Source organism: Silvania confinis, from assembly GCF_025564085.1.
Classification (GTDB): Bacteria; Pseudomonadota; Gammaproteobacteria; order Enterobacterales; family Enterobacteriaceae; genus Enterobacter; species Enterobacter confinis.
In genome coordinates, this window is the sequence record NZ_JAMGZJ010000077.1 from 719,562 (window position 1) to 740,859 (window position 21,298).

At 57.8% G+C, this 21,298-nt stretch carries 19 protein-coding genes; 5 read left to right on the top strand and 14 right to left on the bottom strand.

The window, feature by feature from the left end:
• Window positions 1-8 precede the first annotated feature (8 nt).
• Window positions 9-4,967: an alpha-2-macroglobulin family protein gene (locus tag M8013_RS17370; RefSeq protein WP_271269029.1), complete on the bottom strand. Its 4,959-nt coding sequence runs from the start codon at window positions 4,965-4,967 to the stop codon at window positions 9-11.
• Window positions 4,968-5,260: 293 nt separating this feature from the next.
• On the opposite strand from M8013_RS17370, the gene M8013_RS17375 reads away from it, so the two are divergent.
• The 4 genes from M8013_RS17375 to M8013_RS17390 all read left to right on the top strand — a co-directional run bounded on the left by M8013_RS17375 (window position 5,261) and on the right by M8013_RS17390 (window position 9,889).
• Window positions 5,261-6,805: a PTS transporter subunit EIIC gene (locus tag M8013_RS17375; RefSeq protein WP_271269030.1), complete on the top strand. Its 1,545-nt coding sequence runs from the start codon at window positions 5,261-5,263 to the stop codon at window positions 6,803-6,805.
• Window positions 6,806-6,816: 11 nt separating this feature from the next.
• A complete protein-coding gene (locus M8013_RS17380) occupies window positions 6,817-8,184 on the top strand; it encodes a 6-phospho-alpha-glucosidase (RefSeq protein WP_271269031.1) in 1,368 nt (455 codons plus the stop codon).
• A gap of 89 nt (window positions 8,185-8,273) precedes the next feature.
• Window positions 8,274-9,119, top strand: coding sequence for a 3-mercaptopyruvate sulfurtransferase (sseA, locus tag M8013_RS17385; protein WP_271269032.1), 846 nt, complete (start codon window positions 8,274-8,276; stop codon window positions 9,117-9,119).
• Window positions 9,119-9,889 carry a MurR/RpiR family transcriptional regulator gene (locus tag M8013_RS17390; protein WP_271269033.1) on the top strand — a complete coding sequence of 257 codons (771 nt, stop codon included), beginning with the start codon at window positions 9,119-9,121 and terminating at the stop codon, window positions 9,887-9,889. The genes sseA and M8013_RS17390 overlap by 1 nt, the downstream gene beginning before the upstream one ends.
• Before the next feature lie 18 nt (window positions 9,890-9,907).
• Here the strand turns inward: M8013_RS17390 and sseB are convergent, their stop codons facing one another.
• The 11 genes from sseB to trmJ form a co-directional block, all read right to left on the bottom strand.
• Window positions 9,908-10,684: an enhanced serine sensitivity protein SseB gene (gene sseB / locus M8013_RS17395; RefSeq protein WP_271269034.1), complete on the bottom strand. Its 777-nt coding sequence runs from the start codon at window positions 10,682-10,684 to the stop codon at window positions 9,908-9,910.
• Window positions 10,685-10,780: 96 nt separating this feature from the next.
• Window positions 10,781-12,067, bottom strand: a complete 1,287-nt coding sequence (pepB, locus tag M8013_RS17400) for an aminopeptidase PepB (protein ID WP_271269035.1) — start codon at window positions 12,065-12,067, stop codon at window positions 10,781-10,783.
• Window positions 12,068-12,126: 59 nt separating this feature from the next.
• Window positions 12,127-12,327 (bottom strand): Fe-S cluster assembly protein IscX, encoded by a 201-nt coding sequence (gene iscX / locus M8013_RS17405; RefSeq protein ID WP_106994595.1) that lies wholly within the window; start codon window positions 12,325-12,327, stop codon window positions 12,127-12,129.
• A 1-nt stretch (window position 12,328) separates the two neighbouring features.
• Window positions 12,329-12,664: an ISC system 2Fe-2S type ferredoxin gene (gene fdx / locus M8013_RS17410; RefSeq protein ID WP_271269036.1), complete on the bottom strand. Its 336-nt coding sequence runs from the start codon at window positions 12,662-12,664 to the stop codon at window positions 12,329-12,331.
• A gap of 1 nt (window position 12,665) precedes the next feature.
• On the bottom strand, window positions 12,666-14,516 hold the full coding sequence (hscA, locus tag M8013_RS17415) for a Fe-S protein assembly chaperone HscA (protein ID WP_271269037.1): 1,851 nt from the start codon (window positions 14,514-14,516) through the stop codon (window positions 12,666-12,668).
• Window positions 14,517-14,530: 14 nt separating this feature from the next.
• On the bottom strand, window positions 14,531-15,046 hold the full coding sequence (gene hscB / locus M8013_RS17420; RefSeq protein ID WP_271269038.1) for a co-chaperone HscB: 516 nt from the start codon (window positions 15,044-15,046) through the stop codon (window positions 14,531-14,533).
• A 77-nt stretch (window positions 15,047-15,123) separates the two neighbouring features.
• A complete protein-coding gene (gene iscA / locus M8013_RS17425; protein ID WP_271269039.1) occupies window positions 15,124-15,447 on the bottom strand; it encodes an iron-sulfur cluster assembly protein IscA in 324 nt (107 codons plus the stop codon).
• 15 nt (window positions 15,448-15,462) lie between these two features.
• Complete coding sequence (iscU, locus tag M8013_RS17430) at window positions 15,463-15,849, bottom strand: Fe-S cluster assembly scaffold IscU (protein WP_271269040.1); 387 nt, start codon at window positions 15,847-15,849, stop codon at window positions 15,463-15,465.
• 23 nt (window positions 15,850-15,872) lie between these two features.
• Window positions 15,873-17,087 carry an IscS subfamily cysteine desulfurase gene (locus M8013_RS17435; RefSeq protein ID WP_271269041.1) on the bottom strand — a complete coding sequence of 405 codons (1,215 nt, stop codon included), beginning with the start codon at window positions 17,085-17,087 and terminating at the stop codon, window positions 15,873-15,875.
• A 119-nt stretch (window positions 17,088-17,206) separates the two neighbouring features.
• Window positions 17,207-17,698, bottom strand: a complete 492-nt coding sequence (iscR, locus tag M8013_RS17440) for a Fe-S cluster assembly transcriptional regulator IscR (protein WP_225758286.1) — start codon at window positions 17,696-17,698, stop codon at window positions 17,207-17,209.
• Between the two features lie 224 nt (window positions 17,699-17,922).
• The gene (gene trmJ, locus M8013_RS17445; protein ID WP_271269042.1) at window positions 17,923-18,651 is read right to left on the bottom strand and encodes a tRNA (cytosine(32)/uridine(32)-2'-O)-methyltransferase TrmJ; all 729 of its coding nucleotides are present in this window, start codon (window positions 18,649-18,651) and stop codon (window positions 17,923-17,925) included.
• A 124-nt stretch (window positions 18,652-18,775) separates the two neighbouring features.
• Here trmJ and suhB point away from each other — a divergent pair, with 124 nt between their 5' ends.
• Window positions 18,776-19,582 carry an inositol-1-monophosphatase gene (gene suhB, locus M8013_RS17450; RefSeq protein WP_271269043.1) on the top strand — a complete coding sequence of 269 codons (807 nt, stop codon included), beginning with the start codon at window positions 18,776-18,778 and terminating at the stop codon, window positions 19,580-19,582.
• A 73-nt stretch (window positions 19,583-19,655) separates the two neighbouring features.
• Here suhB and M8013_RS17455 read toward each other — a convergent pair whose 3' ends face one another.
• Both M8013_RS17455 and M8013_RS17460 read right to left on the bottom strand, forming a co-directional pair.
• On the bottom strand, window positions 19,656-20,621 hold the full coding sequence (locus M8013_RS17455) for a nickel/cobalt transporter (RefSeq protein WP_271269044.1): 966 nt from the start codon (window positions 20,619-20,621) through the stop codon (window positions 19,656-19,658).
• Complete coding sequence (locus M8013_RS17460) at window positions 20,612-21,250, bottom strand: DUF1007 family protein (RefSeq protein WP_271269045.1); 639 nt, start codon at window positions 21,248-21,250, stop codon at window positions 20,612-20,614. The genes M8013_RS17455 and M8013_RS17460 overlap by 10 nt, the downstream gene beginning before the upstream one ends.
• Between the last annotated feature and the right edge of the window lie 48 nt (window positions 21,251-21,298).

Sequence of the window (21,298 nt, forward strand, 5' to 3'; positions counted from 1 at the left end):
CTCGCACGTTACGGCACGACAATCAGCGGGCCGCTGGCCGCACCTGTTGCCCGCCATTGCGGAACGTACATCGATTCCACCATCGGCACCGGCACCGTATAGGTCCCCGGCGTCACGGCGCGCGCCAGATAAACCAGCGTCACCGGCTGGCCTTCGTTCACCGGCACAGCGGCAACAAAGCGATCGTCGCGGAACTCCATATGCTGAATATCCGCCTGCTGCATCTGGTTAAGCAGGTTTTGCACTTCTGCTCCACTCTCCTGCAGGCTGGCGCTGCTGCTGGCGAGGTTCTGGTTTTCCAGCTCCAGCCCGGCAGGCAGTAAATCCACCACCAGCGCATCCGGCACGTTTTGACTGGCCGTCACTTCCAGCCAGACCAGCACCAGTTCGCCGCTCTTCAGTGAAGAGAGTGACTTGCTGCTGCCGTCCGTCGCCAGGATCTGACGGTTGATTTTCAGCACATTGGATGCAGGCTGCGGAGCGTATTGCGGGTATCCGCTACTGTCGAGGCGCACCCACAGCGGCGCGGTCCCGGTATTGGTCACCTGCAGCGCGGCCAGCTGGTCGGCATTCAGGTTTTGTACCTGCGGTTTGTCACCGCGCAGCCCTTCACCCGCGAGGCTGGTCGTCGCCTGCCACGCCCCGGAAAGGGTCTGCAGGGAACGGCCCGCGAGGAACAGGGCATTGCTTTCCTGAGTTGAGAGCCAGCGCTGGCTGAATGCCTGCTGCGACAGGATATTCAGCAGGGTGTTTTGCGCATTCGGCAGCAATTTATTCTCTTCCAGCAGGCTGAGCATCATCGCGTTATCGCGCAGCGGGCTGCCGTAATCGGCCATCCAGCCTTGCGAGTCGCTGCGCGGAGTGTTGATCGCCAGATCCAGCGCCTGCTGGCTGCGCGGCGCGTCCCCCATCAGCTTCAGGGCCAGCCCCAGCTGCATAATCGGCAGGCCGGATTTGGCCTCAGCGTGTCGCTGCCAGATCTCGCGCAGCGCACCCAGCGGCGCTTTTTGCTGACGCGCCAGCACCAGCGCGGCATACGCCTGCACGGCAAACTTGCTGGCCTGCGTCTCTTCGCTGTAGCGTACGGAAATCATGCCAGGGTCCTGCAGGTAGCGCAGCAGGCGGGTATTGGCATTGTTAATGGCTTCAGCAGAGACGCTGTAACCTTGTTCCCCCGCACGCACCAGGAAATCGGTGACGTAGGCGGTCAGCCAATACTCTTCCGGGCCATTTTTATCCCACAGCGCAAATCCGCCGTCACTGCGCTGCATCTGCAACAGGCGAGAGATGCCAATCTCCACCGCCGCCCGGCGTTTATCATCGCTGTCGCCTTTAATGCCGAGAGCGGCCAGCTGAGCGGAATTAGTATAGAGCGACGGGAACAGGCCGCTGGTAGTTTGCTCCAGACAGCCATACGGGTAGGCCTGCAGTTCACGAATATAGCGGGCCAGGTTGAGCGGCGGCTTGCCGCTGAGCAGCAGCTGCCCTTGTAACGTCACCGGTGAGAAATTAGCGAGATGCTGTTCCGGCGCATGCCAGCTTTCCCCCGGATTCAGCATCGTGCCGGTATTGACGGTCTGCGCCGGGAATGCCGGACGGACGCCAATTTTCCAGCTCTTTTGCTGTGGAGCGAAGGTTTCACCCGGCAGCGTAAGACCGCTGACCTGGGCGGCAATTTCACCCTCGCCGTAGCCGTCCAACGCCCGCACCGGGATAAACAGCGTGGCGCGAGCGCCCGCAGGCAGCTTCACCGGCTGCGGCTGCGCGCCCTCCAGCGCCAGATTGCCTCCGGCGGTCAGGGCCACCGTCAGGGTCTGCGGCTGGTCGGTGAGGTTGGTCAGGTCCAGCGTCAGCCGGGCGTTATCATTGCTTGCCAGGAAGCGCGGGGTGTTCAGTTCGGCGATCACCGGCGCGGCGACGATAATTTTGCTTTCGCTGCTGCCAAAATCGTCCTCTGTCCAGGCCTGCGCCATCAGACGCAGTTCGCCGTTGAAGTCGCCAATCGGTAACGAAACCGTACCTTCACCGTTGGCATCCAGCGTCACCGGCTGCGCCTGTTGCGCGATAATGGTGACATGGTTGACCGGCGGTTTGCCGCCACGCTTGAGCTCATCACCATCGCCACCAAAGCGCAGCGATGCCAGTCGGCCCTGGCCTTCAATCACCTGGCCGTAAATATCGTAGATATCCGCGCCATAGCGCTTCTGGCCAAAGAACGCCTGCCACGGATCGGGGGTGACGTAGTCGGTGATGTTCAACACCCCGCTGTCCACCGCCGACACCAGCACATTCACTTTTTGCGGCACAGCGCCCTCTTTCACGCTGGCCTTCACTTTGACGGTCAGCGTCTGGTTCGGACGCATTTTTGGCGGGTTTTCCAGCGCCAGGCTCAGACGGCGATTTTCATCCCCCATCGGCAGATGCAGTAAGCCCACCGCCCGTTTTGGCGTTGCCGATTTGGATTTGTCTCCAGGACGCACCACCAGCGTGGAGAGATACAGATCGTGTCGCTTCCAGGCCTTATCGACCGGAATGGTCATCTCCAGCCCGTCTGCCGGGACGTCGATCTCTTTCCACCACAGCGGCCCTTCGCTGGATTCGATCATCGCATAGCCTTTCCCTGCCGCCGGGGCGGCAATGTGCAGCTTGATGGTATCCCCAGGCTGATAGGACGGTTTATCCAGCTTCATGGTGACGCGATCCGGGCGGGCCGCGCCGGTGCCGTCGCTGTTATCCTGCCAGCTGTAACCGGCCCAGAAGCGCAGGCTGCTGACCGTCTCATTCGGGGCTTTGACCTCCAGACGATAAGAGCCCCATTCAACCGGGAAGCTCACTTTGCCGGTTTCATCCGCGGCCAGATTCAGGATCTGCTCGCCTTCGACCAGATCTTTTTGATCGAACTGCGACTGCCAGCCCTCGCTCTCTGACCAGTTCCACGCGTAGTCGCGGCGCTCACGGATCAGGCGTACCTGCAGATCTGACACCGCCTTTTTCGCCCCTTGCGCATCGGCATAGACAATATCGAACCCGGCCAGGCTGTTCTCTTCGACAATGGGCTGGTTAACGGTGGTATCGGTGCGGTAGTCGTATACCGCTTTACTGGCGAACTGCGCCCGGATACCCGGCAGCGTAGCCGCTGGCCATACCGCCTGCTCCACCCGGCGGGTGATCGGACGCCCGCCGGACTCCAGCAGGCTGGCCTGCAAAATCACCTGCAGCGGGGAGTGAGCCTCTTTCCACTGGCTTTCGGTGGTAATTTGCCCGCGCCCCTTTTCGTTCAGCGTCAGTTGCACTTCATCCAGGCTGCGGCTCAGGTTCTCTTCGGCAATGTCACCGAACTGGAAGCCAGGCAGTGCGGCCACGGCTTCACGCAGTGGGCGCAGGAACAACTGCCCCTGCAGGTTGTTGCCGTTGGCGGGCGCACCGTACAGGTAATAGCCGGTCACGTCGAAAGCGACGTCATCCGCTGGCGCAATCGGTGTTTTTTGCGCGCTCAAATTCAGCGCCATCCGCTCGGGCATAAAGTCTTCGACGTGGAAATCCCACAGCCGCTGCTGGTTATCGCCGGTGCTGGCACGAACGTGCCACATGCCCGTTTTTGCCCCGCTTTCAAGCGGGTAGTTAAAGCGGTAGAGACCGTTTTGCGGCTGGCTGACCACCGTACGCGCCACCTGGCCGTCCGGGCGGAGTACCTCCAGCTTGACCGGTTGATCCGGCAGCGGTTTGCCGTCGCTGTCGCGCAGCAGCCCGTTCAGGATCAGGGTTTCGCCCGGGCGATAGAGATCGCGCGGGCCGAACATAAAGAACTGTTTGCTAAAGCCTGGCGCGCCGCTGATAGCAAACTCCGCCAGGTCCAGCGCCGGGAGGGTAAGGTCCAGCAGCGTGGTTTGCCCATCCTTGCGGGCCAGCAGCAGCGCGGCTTCTTTGTCGGTTTGAAGCGTGGCGTGGCCATCTGCGTCGCTGGTGCCCTGCGCCAGGGTCTGCCCTTTGTCGTTGAGCAGCATGATGTCGATGGCAGACTGCGCCGCGCCGTTTTCCAGGCTCTGGGTAAAGACATCCAGCCGGTTATGGTAGCGGTGTGCGGACAGACCAATATCACTGAGGGTAAACAACGTGGCCGCATTGCTATAGGTGTAATGCCCGGCCTGATTCATCACCGCGATATAGACCCCCGCCTGCTGTAACGGCTTGATATCACGCAGCGGCAGGAGCAGCTTTTCGCGGGTATTGCGCGCAGGATTAAGGTCGAAACGACCGGTGTACACCAGCTCCGCCAGCTTCAGCAGATTGTCGGATTCCCAGTTAGTGAGGGAACTGCGGTACTCCCACTGGCTGATAAACGCGGCCAGCGACTCGGGTTTAACGCGGAAAAAGTTCACGTCGACGTTATTGACGTTCAGCGCCATCACCGGCAGCCCTTCGACGACCTTACCCGGCAGCAGCGAGCCGCGGCTGGCAAAACCGACGCTTGGTTGGATGTCGCGCGTGTCGATTGTCTTTTCGTAATCGATACCAAAGGTACTTTTGTTCAGCCCCAGCAGGCCGCGCTCGACGGTCACCACCAGGTTACGGTTTGGCTCCAGATGGCGCAGGCGCAGCTCTTTCAGGTTGGGCGCCAGCTCCCATGCCCCATCGACCTTGCCGCTTTTTTTGTCTACCACATGCACGGTATGTGCAAAGTCCTGTTTCGGATCGAGCGGCACAGAGAAAGTCAGCACCAGCGCGGCCGCGCCGTCGAGCTGAATTTCCGACGCATCCAGCAGGGTCAGCGCTTTGCCCTGGCTAAGCGCAGCCAGTTTCGCAAGCGTAGCGTCGTCCGGTTTGGTCGCTTCAGGCTTTTTGGCGGTAATTTCGGCAGCCGCAGCGGGCGCCTTTGTGCTGGGTTTATCGTCGCTGTTGTCACAGCCGACAAGTGCCATGGTGGTAAACAGCGCTATTGAAAGCGCGGCAAGGCGAAACGGTTTCATCCTTTATCCCTGGCCTCACGGGCCTGTTGATCGTCGTCGGGGTAATTATTATCCGCAACGTTCATTAATACAAAAGAACAAAAGTCCAATGTGAGATTCCGGACAGTGCCTCGCAAATCTGCCTGTCATGCACGATACGCCCTGTTACCCGGATCACAGCCTGAAACGTTACATGTTACCTTTTACGTCATTTGTTTTTAAAACAATAAGATAGCTGGATAAGGCGTCGCTTGACCTGCTAATTTTAATGCTGAGACGCACCCTGAGTGCGCGGTTCACTAAGAGAGAACGTCATGAAACGAGCCGTGAACGCCCTACAAAATTTTGGAAAATCCCTCTACGGACCGGTCCTCATTCTACCGATTGTCGGTCTGTTCATCGCCTTTGGTAATGTGTTGGGTAACGGTGCCCTTGCCGGGTATCTGCCGTTCCTCGGTCATCCCCTGATCCAGAGCATGGGTCTGCTGATATCGAAGTCAGCCGTCTCGGTGCTGGTCAACCTCGCGCTGGTATTTGCCGTGGGCATCCCCATCGGTCTGGCAACGCGAGACAAAGGTTACGCCGCGCTGATCGGTCTGGTGACCTTTGTGGTGTTTATCAACGCCATGAACGTCACGCTCCAGCTACAAGGCGCGCTTGCCCCGGCAGACCAGATGAAGGCCGCCGGGCAAAGCATGGTACTGGGCGTGCAGGTGCTGGAGATGGGCGTATTCGCCGGGATCCTCACCGGGGCGCTGTCAGGCTATCTTTATAACAAATACTCCAGCGTGCAATTCAACGGGGCGATGGCGATCTACTCGGGCCACTGCTTTGTCGCCATCATTATGCTGCCGGTTTCAATGCTGCTGGGCGTAGTGATGAGTGAACTGTGGCCATTTGCTCAGCACGGGATCAGCACACTGGCGCTCGCCATTAAAGGCTCCGGGCCGTTTGGGGTGGCGATTTACGGCTTCCTCGAGCGCATCCTGGTGCCGACCGGTCTGCACCATCTGGTTTACACCCCGTTCCTGTATACCGAACTGGGCGGCACCCAGGACGTCTGCGGCGCAACGTACCAGGGCGCGCGCAATATCTACTTTGCCGAGATGGCCTGCCCGGACGTGAAGCAGCTCAGCAGCACCGTGGTCTGGGATGCGCGCGGCATCAGCAAAATGTTTGGCCTGCCGGCGGCGGCACTGGCGATGTATGTCACCGCCAAACCGGAACGAAAAGCCGCAGCCAAAGCGATTCTGATCCCGGCGGCGCTCACCTCGCTGCTGGTGGGCGTCACCGAGCCAATTGAGTTTTCCTTCCTGTTCGTTGCCCCGCTGCTATTTGTGGTGCATGCGGTACTTACCGGGATTGGCATGATGCTGTTCTCTCTGCTGGGCGTTCACGCCATCGGGGCTAACGGCATTATCGATTTCATTCTGTATAACCTGCCGCTGGGCACGGAAAAGTCCAACTGGCCAATGTACATCGTGGTCGGGCTGATTATGTCGGTGCTCTACTTCGTCATCTTCCGCTTCCTGATCCTTCATTTCCGCATGAAAACGCCGGGCCGCGAGGAGGACGATCAGGAGACGCGTCTGTACAGCAAGCAGGAGTATCAGGCGAAAGGCAGCAATGACGGATTAGGCGAGGCGATCGTCGTCGGTCTGGGTGGGCGCGACAACATCGAGGTCGTGGATAACTGCTACACCCGCCTGCGCGTCACAGTCAAAGATGTCGCGATCGTCGACGAGCCACGGCTCAAAGCGACGGGCGCGAAAGGCATTATCAAGCAAGGTAACAACGTTCAGGTGGTCTACGGGCTGCACGTCAAAAAAATGCGAGAAGCCGTTGAGACGATTCTCTGAAGGAGACAAACATGTTTACACCCCCCTTTATTCTCTCTATCGCCGGTGGCGGCAGCACCTATACGCCGGGCATTGTGAAAAGTCTGATGGTGCAGCTGGACAAGTTCCCGCTGGCAGAAATTCGCCTCTACGACATCGATGTAGCGCGGCAGAACACCATCGCGCCGGTCGTCGAAAAGGTCATTCGCGATCACAGCCAGAGCATTAAATTTACCGTCACCGGCGATCCGGAAGTGGCGTTCAGTGGAGCCCATTTCGTCTTCGCTCAGATGCGCGTCGGTCAGTACAAAATGCGCGAGCAGGATGAGAAGATCCCCCTTCGCCACGGCGTGGTCGGCCAGGAAACCTGCGGCCCCGGCGGGCTGGCGTACGGCTTGCGTACCATTCTGCCGATGGTCGAGCTTATCGATATGGTTGACCGTTATGCCCACGAGAAAGCGTGGATCGTCAACTACTCCAACCCGGCGGCGATTGTTGCTGAAGGCGTGCGCCGCCTGCGTCCTGATGCCCGGGTGCTGAATATTTGCGATATGCCGGTGGCGGCGATGCGCAATATGGGTGCCATTCTCGGCGTGGATCGCCACAAGCTGGAGGTGGACTACTTCGGTCTGAACCACTTCGGCTGGTTTACCCGCGTGCTGGTGGACGGCGTTGATCGCCTGCCGGAACTGCGTCGTCATATCGCAAAATTCGGCCTGTTGACCGAAGATGCCGCCAAAACCGATCCGCAGCACTCGGATCCGTCGTGGGTGAAAACCTGGCGCAACATCAAGCCGATCATGGATAACTTCCCGGAGTATCTGCCGAACCCGTATCTGCAGTATTACCTGATGCCAAACCAGATCGTGGAGCATCAAAACCCGGACTATACCCGCGCCAACGAAGTGATGAACGGCCGCGAGAAAAAGCTGTTTGCGGCGGCGGAGGAGTATAAAAAGACCGGAATTTTATCAGACGCCTTCCACGTGGGGGTCCACGGCGAGTTTATTGTGGATGTGGCCCGCTCGCTGGCGTTTAACCTGCGTCAGCGCCATCTGGTGATGGTCGAAAACCGCGGCGCAATCGTCAATCTGCCCTATGACGCAATGGTTGAGGTACCGGCATATATCACCAGTGAAGGGCCAGAGCCGGTCCGCATCGGCAAGGTGCCGCTATTCCATCAGACCCTGCTGCAACAGCAGTTGGCTTCTGAGCAGCTGCTGGTGGAAGCCACCATCGAAGGGAGCTACGAAAAAGCGTTGCAGGCATTCACCCTTAACCGCACCGTGCCGACCATGGAACACGCCAAAGCCATTCTCGACGAGATGATTGAGGCCAACCGTGATTACTGGCCAGCGCTGCAGCAGGCGTGGCGAGACGGGGAAGCAGTGAAAAATTAGGCGACGGCTCGCGAGTTGGACGTGGTTTGCTTGTCGATGTCAGAAAAAACATCGACAATCCATTGATGATTTCATTGCTGGAGGCAACCATGTCCACCTCATATTTTGTCGCAGCCGACTGGCTGACTGAACACGCGAACGATCCTGAAGTGCAACTCCTCGATGCGCGCATGGCGCCACCGGGCCAGGAGCATCGTGACGTACCCGCTGAATACCGCGCCGGGCATCTGCCGGGGGCGGTTTTTTTTGATATCGAAGCCCTCTCCGATCACACCTCTTCCCTGCCGCACATGATGCCGCGTCCCGAGTCGTTTGCCGTGGCAATGCGCGAGCTGGGGATTAGCCGCGATAAGCATCTGGTTGTTTACGATGAGGGCAATCTGTTCTCCGCCCCGCGCGCGTGGTGGATGCTGAAAACCTTCGGCGTCGAAAACGTGTCGATTCTGGCGGGCGGGCTGGCAGGCTGGCAGCGCGCTGAACTGCCTCTCCAGCAGGGAAATGTTGACCTGCCGGAAGGGGATTTTGACCCAAGCATCGACGCCAGCGCAATCAGACGCCTGACCGACGTGCTGCTGGCAAGCCATGAACAGACTGCGCAAATTATCGATGCCCGCCCTGCCCCGCGCTTTAATGCCGAGGCCGACGAGCCGCGCCCTGGCCTGAAGCGTGGACATATTCCCGGCGCGCGCAATGTCCCGTGGGGGGATCTGGTGTTTAACGGCGAGCTGAAAACCGCCGACGAACTGCGCGAGATTTTCGCCCGCCAGGGTGTGGATCTGCACCAGCCCACCATTACCAGCTGCGGCTCTGGCGTCACCGCCTGCGTGGTGATTCTGGCGCTGGCGACGCTCGGTAAAACCGACGTGACGCTGTACGACGGGGCATGGAGCGAATGGGGCGCACGCGACGATCTGCCGATTGAACCGGCGCATTAATGGATAACCGACTGGCAACTTTGCTGACGCGCGGGGAGTCACTGACCCGCGCAGAGTATCGCGTGCTGGCGCATCTGACCGAGCATCCGCTGCTGGTGGGGAACATCACGGTGCGGGAGCTGGCGCAGGCCACGTTTGTCTCTACCGCCACCATTATGCGCCTGTGCCGTAAACTGGGGTTCAGCGGCTTTAGCGAGTTCACCTGGCACTGCAAGCAGTTGCTGTCCGATACGCCGCACATTGCCGCCGAAGCCAGCCCGTCAACTGAATTACCGGCGCTATTTAACCAGTTTATCGCCAACTATCAGCAAACCCTGCAGTGGGCGACGGCGGAAAAACGCCGCCGCTTTGCCGATCTGCTGCGTGAAAAAGAGCACTTTTTTCTCTACGGGGCGGGCTTTTCCTACCTGTTTGCCGAGTATCTGACTAAAAAATTACAGGTGCTGGGTAAGACAGCGTTTATCTCCGGCCCCGGCGATAGCCGCAATATTTTTCTCAGCAACGCCTCGCGCTATCAGGTGTTTATTGCGGTGTCGCGCAGCGGCGAAACGGAACAGGTACTGGATAAGGCGCGCATCGCGAAAAACGTGGGGATGACGGTGGTGGCGTTTACCCGCGCCTCGGCCAATACGCTGGCAGGAATGGCAGATCTGCATTTTGCCTTGTACGACGAAGCAGTACATTTCGCCGCCGAAGCCGCCGGGGTGACGTCTTTTGAGTCGAACCTGGTGTTGCTGATGGATTTACTGCTGCTGGAAGCGACGGGGTGAAGCCTCACCCCGTCAGCGTCAGATAATGCGGTTGTTTTTGAAATCGCGCAGGAAACCACCCCAGCGACGTTCATAGAACGGCGTGATGTGTTCGGTGAGAAAGTGGCTGACGCCCTTCTCGCCTTTGATCACCCTGCAGATATCAATCGGCTCATCGCCCGGCAGGGTATCGGTTGCTACACTGCCTGTCGCCTGAATGATCTCGTCGATCTCACCATCCGCTTCGATGCCGATCAGCAGCACCGGCTGTTCGTCAGCCTGCTCTTTGATCGAACACAGAAACGCGCGTTTCACTGGCTTGATGGTTTTAAAAAGCTGGGTCAGGGAGTCGATCATCTGCGCCGGAGGTTCGGCCACTTCCGACAGCAACAGTGACGCACCGCCCTCCAGCACCTCCTGGGTGCTGAGTGGATTCCCCTCTTCCCCGATCAGATGGCTGATTTCACGCGGGGTGAACTCTTTGCCGGTCGGCAGTTTGGCATTCAGAAACAGGGTTTCGCCGAGCGTCATTTCAAACAGCGTGCGCACCGGCATCACCACGAACGCCTGCTCATCTTCAACAGCCTGCTGCAACGTTTCAAGGGAAGAGAAAAACGGGATCACCGAGGTGCCGTCATCTTTTTCCCAGTGCAGCAGATCCAGCGCGCTGTCATCCACAACCTGTTCGCCTTCGGCGGCGGTGCCAAGCACCCAGACGGTGGACTCCAGCAGAGTGCGGAAAAATGCCGGACGATGGGCGGGTTCGTTCGCCGCTTTCTCCAGCAGGGTTTCTAATTCGTTTTTGGTTTCAGACATAATTTCGCTACTTCAAAAAAGGCCGGGTGGCGCTTCGCTAACCCGGCCTACAAAACCCGTAGGCCCGTGCAAGCGCAGCGCCGCCGGGCAAACCCATTACTCAGCCGTCAACAGATTGGCAATCGTGCGCACGCCCAGACCGGTCGCGCCTGCTGACCACTGCTCAACGGCAGATTTACGGTAGGTTGCTGAACAGTCGATGTGCAGCCAGCCTTCGCGGTAGTTGTCAACGAAATGCGACAGGAATCCAGCAGCCGTGCTGGCCCCCGCCGGATAGGTGGCGGGAGCGGTATTGTTCAGCTCGGCAAAGTTAGACGGCAGCTGGCTGCGGTGGAACTCGGCCAGCGGCAGACGCCAGAACGGCTCGTTTTCTGCCGCCGCGCTGGCCATCAGTTTACCTGCCAACTTGTCGTCGAAGCTGAACAGTGCGTGATAGTCGTTACCGAGCGCCGTTTTCGCAGCCCCGGTCAGGGTTGCCATGTCGATAATCAGCTCTGGCTTTTGTGCAGAAGCGTCGATCAGGCCATCGGCCAGCACCAGACGGCCTTCGGCGTCGGTGTTCATCACTTCAACATTCTTGCCGTTGCGGTAGCGAATGATGTCGCCCAGCTTGAACGCGTTGCCGCTGACCATGTTGTCCGCACAGCACAGGTACAGCTTCACGCGCTTGTTCAGGCCACGGGTGATGGCAAACGCCAGCGCGCCAGTAATGGTGGCCGCGCCGCCCATGTCGGATTTCATCGAATCCATAAAGGCGCTCTGCTTCAGGCTGTAGCCGCCGGTATCGAAGGTAATACCTTTCCCGACCAGGCAGGCATAAACCGGAGCCTGTTTGTCGCCGGTTGGGTTGTAATCCAGCGCCAGCAGAACCGGCGGACGCTCAGAACCGCGACCCACAGTGTGCAGACCCATATAGTTCTGTTCACGCAGATCTTCACCTTTGGTGATGCGGTAAGAGACCTTCTCGCCGCCCACGCCGTTCAGCAGATCCACCGCGCGCTGCGCCAGCTGCTCCGGGCCTAACTCTTCTGCCGGGGCGTTAATGGTGTCGCGCACCCAGTCGATAATTTTCAGACGGCTTTCGAGCTCTTTCTTCGCGTCGGCATCCAGATCAGCCCACTCAACCTTGCGCGTGCCTTTCGGGCCTTTGTAACCCGCCCAGAACGCCCAGCTGTTGTCAGTGTTCCAGCCTTCTCCGGCAAGTAACACATGCTTAATGCCTAAACCGTCGATTTTACGCGCCGCACGCTGAATCAAACCGGTATCGTCGCTGCCGTTCAGGTGCAGGGTTATGCCGTCGTTATTAATGCTGTAAGTGGCTTTTTCGCCCCAGCGCGCATCCGCAGGCTGAGTAGTAAGCGTAATCTTCATCGCTTCGGTCATTTTATTTATCCTTATTAGCAACAAGCAAACGGGCCGCCGAAGGCAGCCCGTTACATTAACTATTCTGCTTCATCTAACCAGACTAGCAGAATCGCCTCCAGAACTTTTTCATTGGAGGCGTTAGGATCGTCATCAAACTCTTCCAGATCGCAAATCCACTGATGCATATCGGTGAACCGTACGGTTTTCGGATCGAGATCCGGATTGGCGTCGTACAGCGCCTCGCCGATTTCACGGCTGTCTGTCCACTTCAGTCCCATATCAATGCTCGCGTGCGTGGTTGAGGGTATAACGCGGAAGTTCGATCACCAGATCTTCATCGGTGACGAGCGCCTGACAGCTCAGACGGCTTTCCGGCTCCAGACCCCATGCTTTATCCAGCATGTCGTCTTCATCTTCCGTGCTCTCCACTAAAGAGTCGAACCCTTCGCGGACGATACAGTGACAGGTTGTGCAGGCACAGGATTTTTCACAGGCGTGTTCCACTTCGATACCGTTACGCAGGGCAACGTTAAGGATGGTTTCGCCGGTCTCAGCTTCCAGAACTGCGCCATCCGGACAGAGGTCCGCATGTGGCAGAAAAACAATCTTTGGCATATTAAACCTCGTCCACGGAGTGGCCTTTCAGCGCAGAGCGAACCGACTGGTCCATACGGCGAGCGGCAAACTCCTGGGTTTGTTTATCAACGTTTTTAATCGCTTGTTCTATGGCGTCAGCGTCATCGCCGTCCGCTACCTCGCGCAGTTGCGCGATGGCGTCGTCAATGGCCTGACGTTCAGCGGCGCTTAACAGCGCGGCATCGGCAGCGAGCGCGCTATGCACACTTTCCAGCACGCGAGCCGCTTCGACTTTCTGTTCAGCCAACATACGCGCCTTCACATCCTGCGCGGCGTAGCTCATTGAATCCTGGAGCATGGTGGCGATTTCGCCATCGGTCAGACCGTAGGACGGTTTCACCTGAATGGAGGATTCGACACCGGTTGATTTTTCCATTGCCGTGACGCTCAGCAGGCCGTCCGCATCCACCTGGAAAGTGACGCGAATATGCGCCCCACCGGCAGGCAGTGCCGGAATACCGCGCAGCGCAAAACGCGCCAGCGAGCGGCAGTCCTGCACCAGCTCGCGCTCGCCCTGCAGCACGTGGATAGACATCGCCGTCTGGCCATCTTTGAAGGTGGTGAACTCCTGCGCGCGCGCCACCGGAATGGTGGTGTTACGCGGGATAACCTTCTCGACCAGTCCGCCCATGGTTTCGAGCCCCAGCGAGAGCGGGATAACATCGAGCAGCAGCATCTCGCTGTCCGGCTTGTTGCCGACCAGAATATCCGCCTGGATAGCGGCGCCAATGGCGACCACTTTATCCGGATCGATTGCGGTCAGCGGCGTGCGGCCAAAGAAGTCGCCCACGCGTTCACGCACCAGCGGCACGCGGGTTGAACCGCCCACCATCACCACTTCCAGCACCTCTTCTGCCTCGACGCCCGCATCTTTCAATGCGCGGCGGCAGGCCAGCAGGGTACGTTTAACCAGGGGGGCAATCAGTTCATTAAACTGGGCGCGGGTAATGTCGCCCTGCCAGCCCGCAACCGTCACGCTGACGGACTGCGCATCGCTAAGGGCGATTTTGGCGGCCACAGCTGCATCCAGCAGCTCGCGCTGCAGGCGTGCATCACGACTGCCGCTGATCCCGGCTTGTTCACAGATATAATCTGCCAGCAGATGGTCAAAGTCGTCGCCGCCGAGGGCAGAGTCGCCGCCGGTCGCCAGCACTTCAAACACCCCGCGGCTTAAGCGCAGAATCGAAATATCAAAGGTGCCGCCGCCGAGGTCAAAGACCGCGATCGTCCCTTCTTTGCCGGAATCCAGCCCGTAGGCAATGGCGGCAGCAGTCGGTTCGTTCAGCAGACGCAGCACGTGCAGCCCAGCCAAACGCGCAGCGTCTTTGGTGCCCTGACGCTGTGCATCATCGAAATAGGCCGGAACGGTGATCACCACGCCGTCCAGTTCGCCTTCCAGCGTCGAGGTGGCGCGGGCCGCCAGCGCTTTCAGGATATCGGCAGAGATGCGAATCGGGTTTAACAGCCCGGCGGCCGTGGCGATCATCGGCAGGCCGTTAACGCTTGCCTGCAGCTGATACGGCAGATGCGGGTAACGGGTCTGGATGTCCGCCAGCGAGCGGCCCATCATCCGTTTTACCGAACTGATGGTGTTGACCGGATCCTGCGCGGCATTGGCGCGGGCGTGATAGCCCACGCTGTGGCCCTGCGGCTGATAGTGGACCACAGACGGCAGCAGGTGCTGACCGTCAGCGTCGGGCAGCGTTTCTGCCTGACCGCTGCGCACGGTGGCGACCAGCGAGTTGGTGGTGCCTAAGTCAATGCCCACCGCCAGACGACGCTGGTGCGGCGCGGCACTTAAGCCAGGCTCACTAATTTGTAATAAGGCCATAATTGCTTCCGAAATTAAAAATCGAGCAGCTTTTCTTCGAGTTGTTCAGCACTGCTTCGCAGTTTATCGAGAAAACACAGCTTGCGCACAGTGTCCGCAGCCACGTCCCACGTCTCGTTATTCAATTGGGTCACCATCTGCTGATGACGGGAATCGAACATCCCTTTTACACGCTGGATAAAACCTTCCAGACGCGCTTCGTCTTTCGCCTGTTCAATCTCATCCAGCTCTTCACGCAGTTCCAGCTGTTCCATCAGGAACGCGGTATCGCGGACGGTGTGTTGCTCGCTTGAGAGATCGAAACCGTGGCGCGACAGCAGATATTCTGCCCGGCTCAGCGGATTGCGCAGGGTTTGCCACGCCTGATTGATGGTCGCAGACTGCTGTACCGCAGCCAGCTGCTCCGCCTGCGTGCCGCTGGCGAATTTATCCGGATGATACTGACGTTGCAGATCCTGGAAACGGGTCATCAGCGCCTGAGTATCAATCTCATACCCGGCGGATAGCCCAAAGAGGGTGAAGTAATCCATAACAATCTCAGGGTTAGCTGATTAAAGCAAACCCCACGCGCAGACGGGCTGCGGTGGGGTTAACAGGTGATACGCAATTAAACCTGGAAGCTTTCGCCGCAACCGCACTCGTCTTTCACGTTAGGGTTAGTAAATTTAAACCCTTCGTTGAGGCCTTCTTTCACGAAGTCCAGCTCGGTGCCGTTCAGGAACTGCAGGCTCTTGCCATCGATCACGACCTTCACGCCTTTGTCTTCGAATACGGTATCTTCCGCCGCAGGTTCGTCAACAAATTCCAGTACGTAAGCCATACCGGAACAGCCGGAAGTGCGCACACCAAGACGCAGGCCAAATCCTTTGCCACGGTTTGCCATAAAGGCATTTACTCGCGCGGCAGCGCTGTCGCTAAGGGTAATCGACATAACAACCTCAACTAATTATTTTGCGTCACGTTTGCTTTTGTAATCCGCAATTGCGGCTTTGATCGCATCTTCCGCCAGGATAGAGCAGTGAATTTTCACCGGCGGCAGTTCGAGCTCATCAGCAATATCGGTATTTTTAATGGCCTGCGCTTCGTCCAGAGATTTGCCCTTCACCCATTCGGTGACGAGGGAGCTGGAGGCGATTGCGGAGCCGCAACCGTAGGTCTTGAAGCGGGCGTCTTCAATAATACCTTCATTGTTGACTTTAATCTGTAACTTCATCACGTCGCCACATGCCGGTGCGCCAACCATGCCGCTACCAACGCTCGCGTCGCTGTTGTCAAAAGAACCCACGTTACGTGGATTTTCGTAATGATCGATGACTTTTTCGCTGTATGCCATGTTGAATTCTCCTTACAAACCGATTAGTGATGTGACCATTCAATGCTGTTCAGATCCACGCCTTCTTTGAACATGTCCCACAGTGGGGACAGGTCACGCAGACGGCCAATGGAGTTGCGAACCAGATTGATGGTGTAGTCAATCTCTTCATCGGTTGTGAAACGACCTAAAGAGAAACGGATAGAGCTGTGTGCCAGTTCGTCAGTCATGCCCAGGGCACGCAAAACGTAGGACGGCTCGAGGCTTGCGGAGGTACACGCAGAACCGGAAGAGACGGCCAGGTCTTTCAGCGCCATGATCAGCGACTCGCCTTCAACATAGTTGAAGCTGACGTTGAGGATGTTAGGTGCGCCCTGCTCAAGGGAGCCGTTAAGATACACTTCTTCCATATCTTTCACGCCTTCCCACAGACGGTTGCGCAGCGTGCGCAGACGCGCCATCTCGCCTTCCATCTCTTCTTTAGCAATACGGTAGGCTTCACCCATGCCGACGATCTGGTGCACAGGCAGAGTACCGGAACGCATGCCGCGCTCGTGACCGCCGCCGTGCATCTGAGATTCGATACGAATACGTGGTTTACGACGCACGTACAGCGCACCAATGCCTTTAGGGCCATAGATTTTGTGGCCGGAGAAGGACATCAGATCGACTTTCAGCTGGCTCAGATCGATAGGCAGTTTGCCCACGCTCTGGGTTGCATCTACGTGGTAGATGATGCCACGCGCACGACACAGTTCGCCGATGGTTGCGATATCCTGCACCACGCCGATCTCGTTGTTGACGTGCATGATGGACACCAGAATGGTGTCGTCACGCATCGCCGCTTCGAGGGCTTTGAGGTCGATGATACCGTTACGCTGAGGCGCCAGGTAGGTGATTTCAAAACCTTCACGCTCGAGCTGACGACAGGTGTCGAGCACGGCTTTGTGTTCGGTTTTGCTGGTGATGATGTGCTTGCCTTTTTTCTGATAGAAATTGGCCGCACCTTTGATCGCCAGGTTATCGGATTCGGTCGCGCCGGAGGTGAAAACAATTTCACGCGGATCGGCACCAACCAGCTCGGCAATCTGATTACGGGCGATATCTACCGCCTCTTCAGCATGCCAGCCAAAACGGTGAGAACGGGAAGCTGGGTTACCAAAGTTTCCGTCCAGGGTCAGACACTGCATCATTTTCTCGGCAACACGCGGGTCCACCGGCGTGGTTGCGGAGTAATCGAGATAGATCGGTAATTTCATTGCTCTATAGACTCCGTACATCGCTTCAATGCAAGGAACCAGGCGGCGGGTCGGATGTACAACCCGATCATCGGGGCGAATAAACGCCCCGGCCTGATTCTAAAATTCTTATCGTTTTACTAAGCGCGTAACTTAACGTCGATTGCGTCTTGTGCGCGGGTATTGCGTTGGGACTCATGCGAATGCTGACGGCCAGAGACGTCCAGCACTTCCTGGTTGTTAACCAGTTCACCAATGGTGATGTTGTTCAGGAAGCCGGTCAGACGGTCGCTCAGATCGCGCCACAGCGCGTGGGTCAGGCATTTATCGCCGCCCTGACAACCGCCTTTGCCCTGGCAACGGGTCGCGTCGACGGATTCGTCAACTGCGCTAATCACTTCGCCAACGGCAATACTGCCCGCGTCTTTACCTAACAGATAACCACCGCCTGGACCGCGGACGCTGGAAACCAGGCCATTTTTACGCAGTCGGGAGAACAGCTGTTCCAGATAAGAGAGGGAAATTCCCTGACGTTCAGAAATATCAGCCAACGGAACCGGGCCCGATTCGGAGTTGAGCGCAACGTCCAGCATCGCGGTCACGGCGTAACGCCCTTTAGATGTCAGTCTCATGTCTTACTTAACCTCAAACTCGCCCCTGCCCGGGGTTTTTATTGTAAAGTGGGGGGTATTGCATAGCAGGGCTGAGTCTGACATTCCCGACTAAATTGGTCAACTATTTACTTGACTGTTTTAGTCAGGTATTTAACCTTCTGTGCTGTAATGTTATTACCGGGCGGCGCTTCGCTGAGGTGCGGCCTGATGCCCTCTCCCACAGGGAGAGGGCGAAAACCACACTACGGTTTATTCTTCTGCTCAATCGACGCCAGAATACCGCGCAGGATGTTTAGCTCCTGGCTTTCCGGGCGCGCACGGGTAAAGAGGCGACGCAGTCTGTTCATCACCTGACCCGGGTGGTCTGCACGGATAAAGCCGGTCGCGAGCAGCGTCTGCTCCAGGTGGCCATAGAAACGTTCCAGGTCATCGACCAGCGGATACGGGGTCTCTTCCGGCTGTACAGTGGCCTCTTTTTCCTGAGTTGCCAGCCATGCCATACGCACTTCGTAGGCGATAACCTGCACGGCCATCGCCAGATTCAGTGAGCTGTACTCCGGGTTGGCGGCAATCGCGACATGATAATGACACTTCTGCAGCTCGTCATTGGTCAGCCCTACGCGTTCGCGGCCAAACACCAGCGCGACGGGCGCATGTTCGGCTTCGCCCACGCTTTTCAGCCCGCATTCACGCGGATCGAGCATCGGCCACGGCAGGGTGCGCGAGCGAGCGCTGGTGCCCACCACCAGGCTGCAGCCGGCTAAGGCTTCGTCCAGGGTATCCACGATCTGGGCGTTGCCGATCACGTCGCTGGCACCTGCCGCGAGAGCAATGGCCTGGGAGTCAGGTTTGACCAGCGGGTTAACCAGCCAGAGATTGGTTAAGCCCATGGTTTTCATAGCACGGGCAACGGAGCCCATGTTGCCGGTATGCGAGGTTTCGACCAGCACGATTCGGATATTTTGCAGCATAATTTTTCTGAGTTTGAAGAATATTCAGCCATGCTACCATAAACGGAAGACAGAATCCGATCCCACTGCTATACTCTGCGCCGTTTTCGTTTCCCTGTTCTTTAACATCCAGTGAGAGTAACCGATGCAACATCCTATGTTGACCATCGCCGTGCGCGCAGCGCGCAAGGCGGGTAATGTAATTGCCAAACACTACGAAACACCTGATTCTGTAGAAACCAGCCAGAAAGGCAGCAATGACTTTGTGACTAACGTCGATAAAGCCGCAGAAGCGATGATTATCGAAACCATTCGCAAATCTTACCCGCAGCACACCATCATCACCGAAGAAAGCGGTGAACATGTAGGCGAAGATCAGGATGTTCAATGGGTTATTGATCCACTGGATGGCACCACCAACTTCGTTAAACGTCTGCCACACTTCTCTGTTTCTATCGCCGTACGCATCAAAGGTCGTACTGAAGTGGCGGTGGTTTACGATCCAATGCGTAACGAACTCTTCACTGCCTCCCGCGGTCAGGGCGCACAGCTGAACGGCTACCGTCTGCGCGGCGCTACCGCTCGCGATCTCGACGGCACCATCCTGGCGACCGGTTTCCCGTTCAAAGCCAAACAGCACGCCCCTGCTTACATGAAAATCATGGGCAAACTGTTCACCGAATGCGCTGATTTCCGCCGCTCGGGCTCCGCTGCGCTGGATCTGGCCTACGTTGCCGCTGGCCGCGTGGATGGTTACTTTGAAATTGGTCTGAAACCGTGGGACTTCGCTGCTGGCGAACTGATTGCTCGCGAAGCAGGCGCACTGGTGTGTGATTTCACCGGTGGCCACAACTACATGCTGTCCGGCAACGTGGTTGCAGGTAACCCGCGCGTAGTGAAAGCGATGCTGGCGAACATGCGTGACGAACTGAGTGAAGCGCTGAAGCGTTAATTCTGTTTTGCCCGGTGGCGTTAACGCTGACCGGGTTGTCCCCCCTCTCCCTGTGGGAGAGGGCCGGACTCGACTAAAACGGTCTAATCCCTCGCCCCACCGGCACCGCACTGATCCACATCATTACCGCTGCTACCAGCAATACCATCCCCCCTGCCAGCGCAAGCGTTGTCCAGCCAACCTGTCGCCACAGTACCGGCGTTTTATTGCCGCTGAGTCTGACCGCCAACTGTCGAAAACTGTGTACCAGCAGCGCCAGCGATGAAATGGTTAGCGCCGTGCCTGACGCCATCGCCAGCGCCGATGCCACGCCCCAGCTAAACACACCGATGACCTTACTGAACAGCAGCACCATGATCGCCCCGGAACAGGGTCGCATTCCCATCGACAGGATAATCATTAACCGTGCGCGCCAGTCGTCTCCACCCTCAAGCTGCGCCTGAGTGGGCAGATGCTGATGACCGCAGCCGCAATGCTGGTCATGAACATGCTGCGGGGTAAAGGAGATGAATGTAGGCTTACGCAGTAGCGCGCGCAGTTTTTTTAGCGCCCTGACGCTCAGGATCAACCCCAGCACCCCCACCAGCGCATAGCTGCCCTTCTCCAGCCAGAAACTGCTCATGTGCAGTTCCCGCGCCGGAAGTTGCAGCAGCGTGAGCACGACCACCACCAACCCGACCGCCACGCAGCCCTGCAATAATGAAGAGGCCAGCGTCAGGCCAATACTCGATTTCAGCTTTGAAGGATGGGTGGCAAGCCAGGTGGTGATCACAATTTTGCCGTGCCCCGGCCCCAGAGCATGCAGCACGCCATACAAAAAACTGAATGCCAGCAGGGAACCGCCCGCCGCGGTTGGATTAGCGGCCACCGCTTTCAGTAAACCGCTCATCTGCTGGTTCACGTCCCGCTGCCAGAGAATGCTCTGGCGCAACACCTGCGGCCACGCCTGCCAGAGCCAGATCGCGCCCAATCCCGCGACCCCTAAAAATAGCGCCAGCGGCCACAGGTGCAGCCAGCGACGGGTGCGATTTACTGGCATTGTAGCGTCACCGTCTGGGCAAACTGCTTGCCGAGATCCATGTCTTCCGGCGGGGCATCGTCTTTATCCAGCGCGCTGGCAAAGTTGAGCGTCTCGTCGCTCGGCTCCGGCGTATCCATCTTAATCGAGCACGTCGCGTTCAGGCCGGCAGGCAGCGAGGCATCATTGTCTTCGGCGTAACTCATGTCCACGTAGTACGAAGGATCGAACGTGGAAAAGGTGTATTTCTGCCCGGCCAGCGGCTGGGGTTCTGCCAGCGGCAGGACAAAAGTCAGCACCGCCTGATGATCCTGGCGAGTCATGCCATACTCGGTTGGCCGGTTAAGGAATTTCACCTTCTGCCCGTTATGCCAGAACTCGGTAAAATAGTGCTGGCCCAGCACGTTGGCCATCACTTCTGCCGCCAGCTTTTTCCAGATCTCATCCCCCGGTTTCGCCTCCCCGGCATCATAAAGCAGGTCGGCCGAGGTTAGCTCATCCATCGTCCAGCGCATCTTAAGGCCGGTCAGCTGCGAATCTTTCACCATGATTTGCGTTTTCAAGGTGATAAAACTGTGAGGATGCGCGGCAACGGCAAAAGATAAAACCGCCAAAAAAAGCGCGGTCGCGCTGTGTTTAACTATTTGCATCTGTTCCTCACGTCAAAAATTCTGTGATGTTCGCCAGCATTCCTGAAG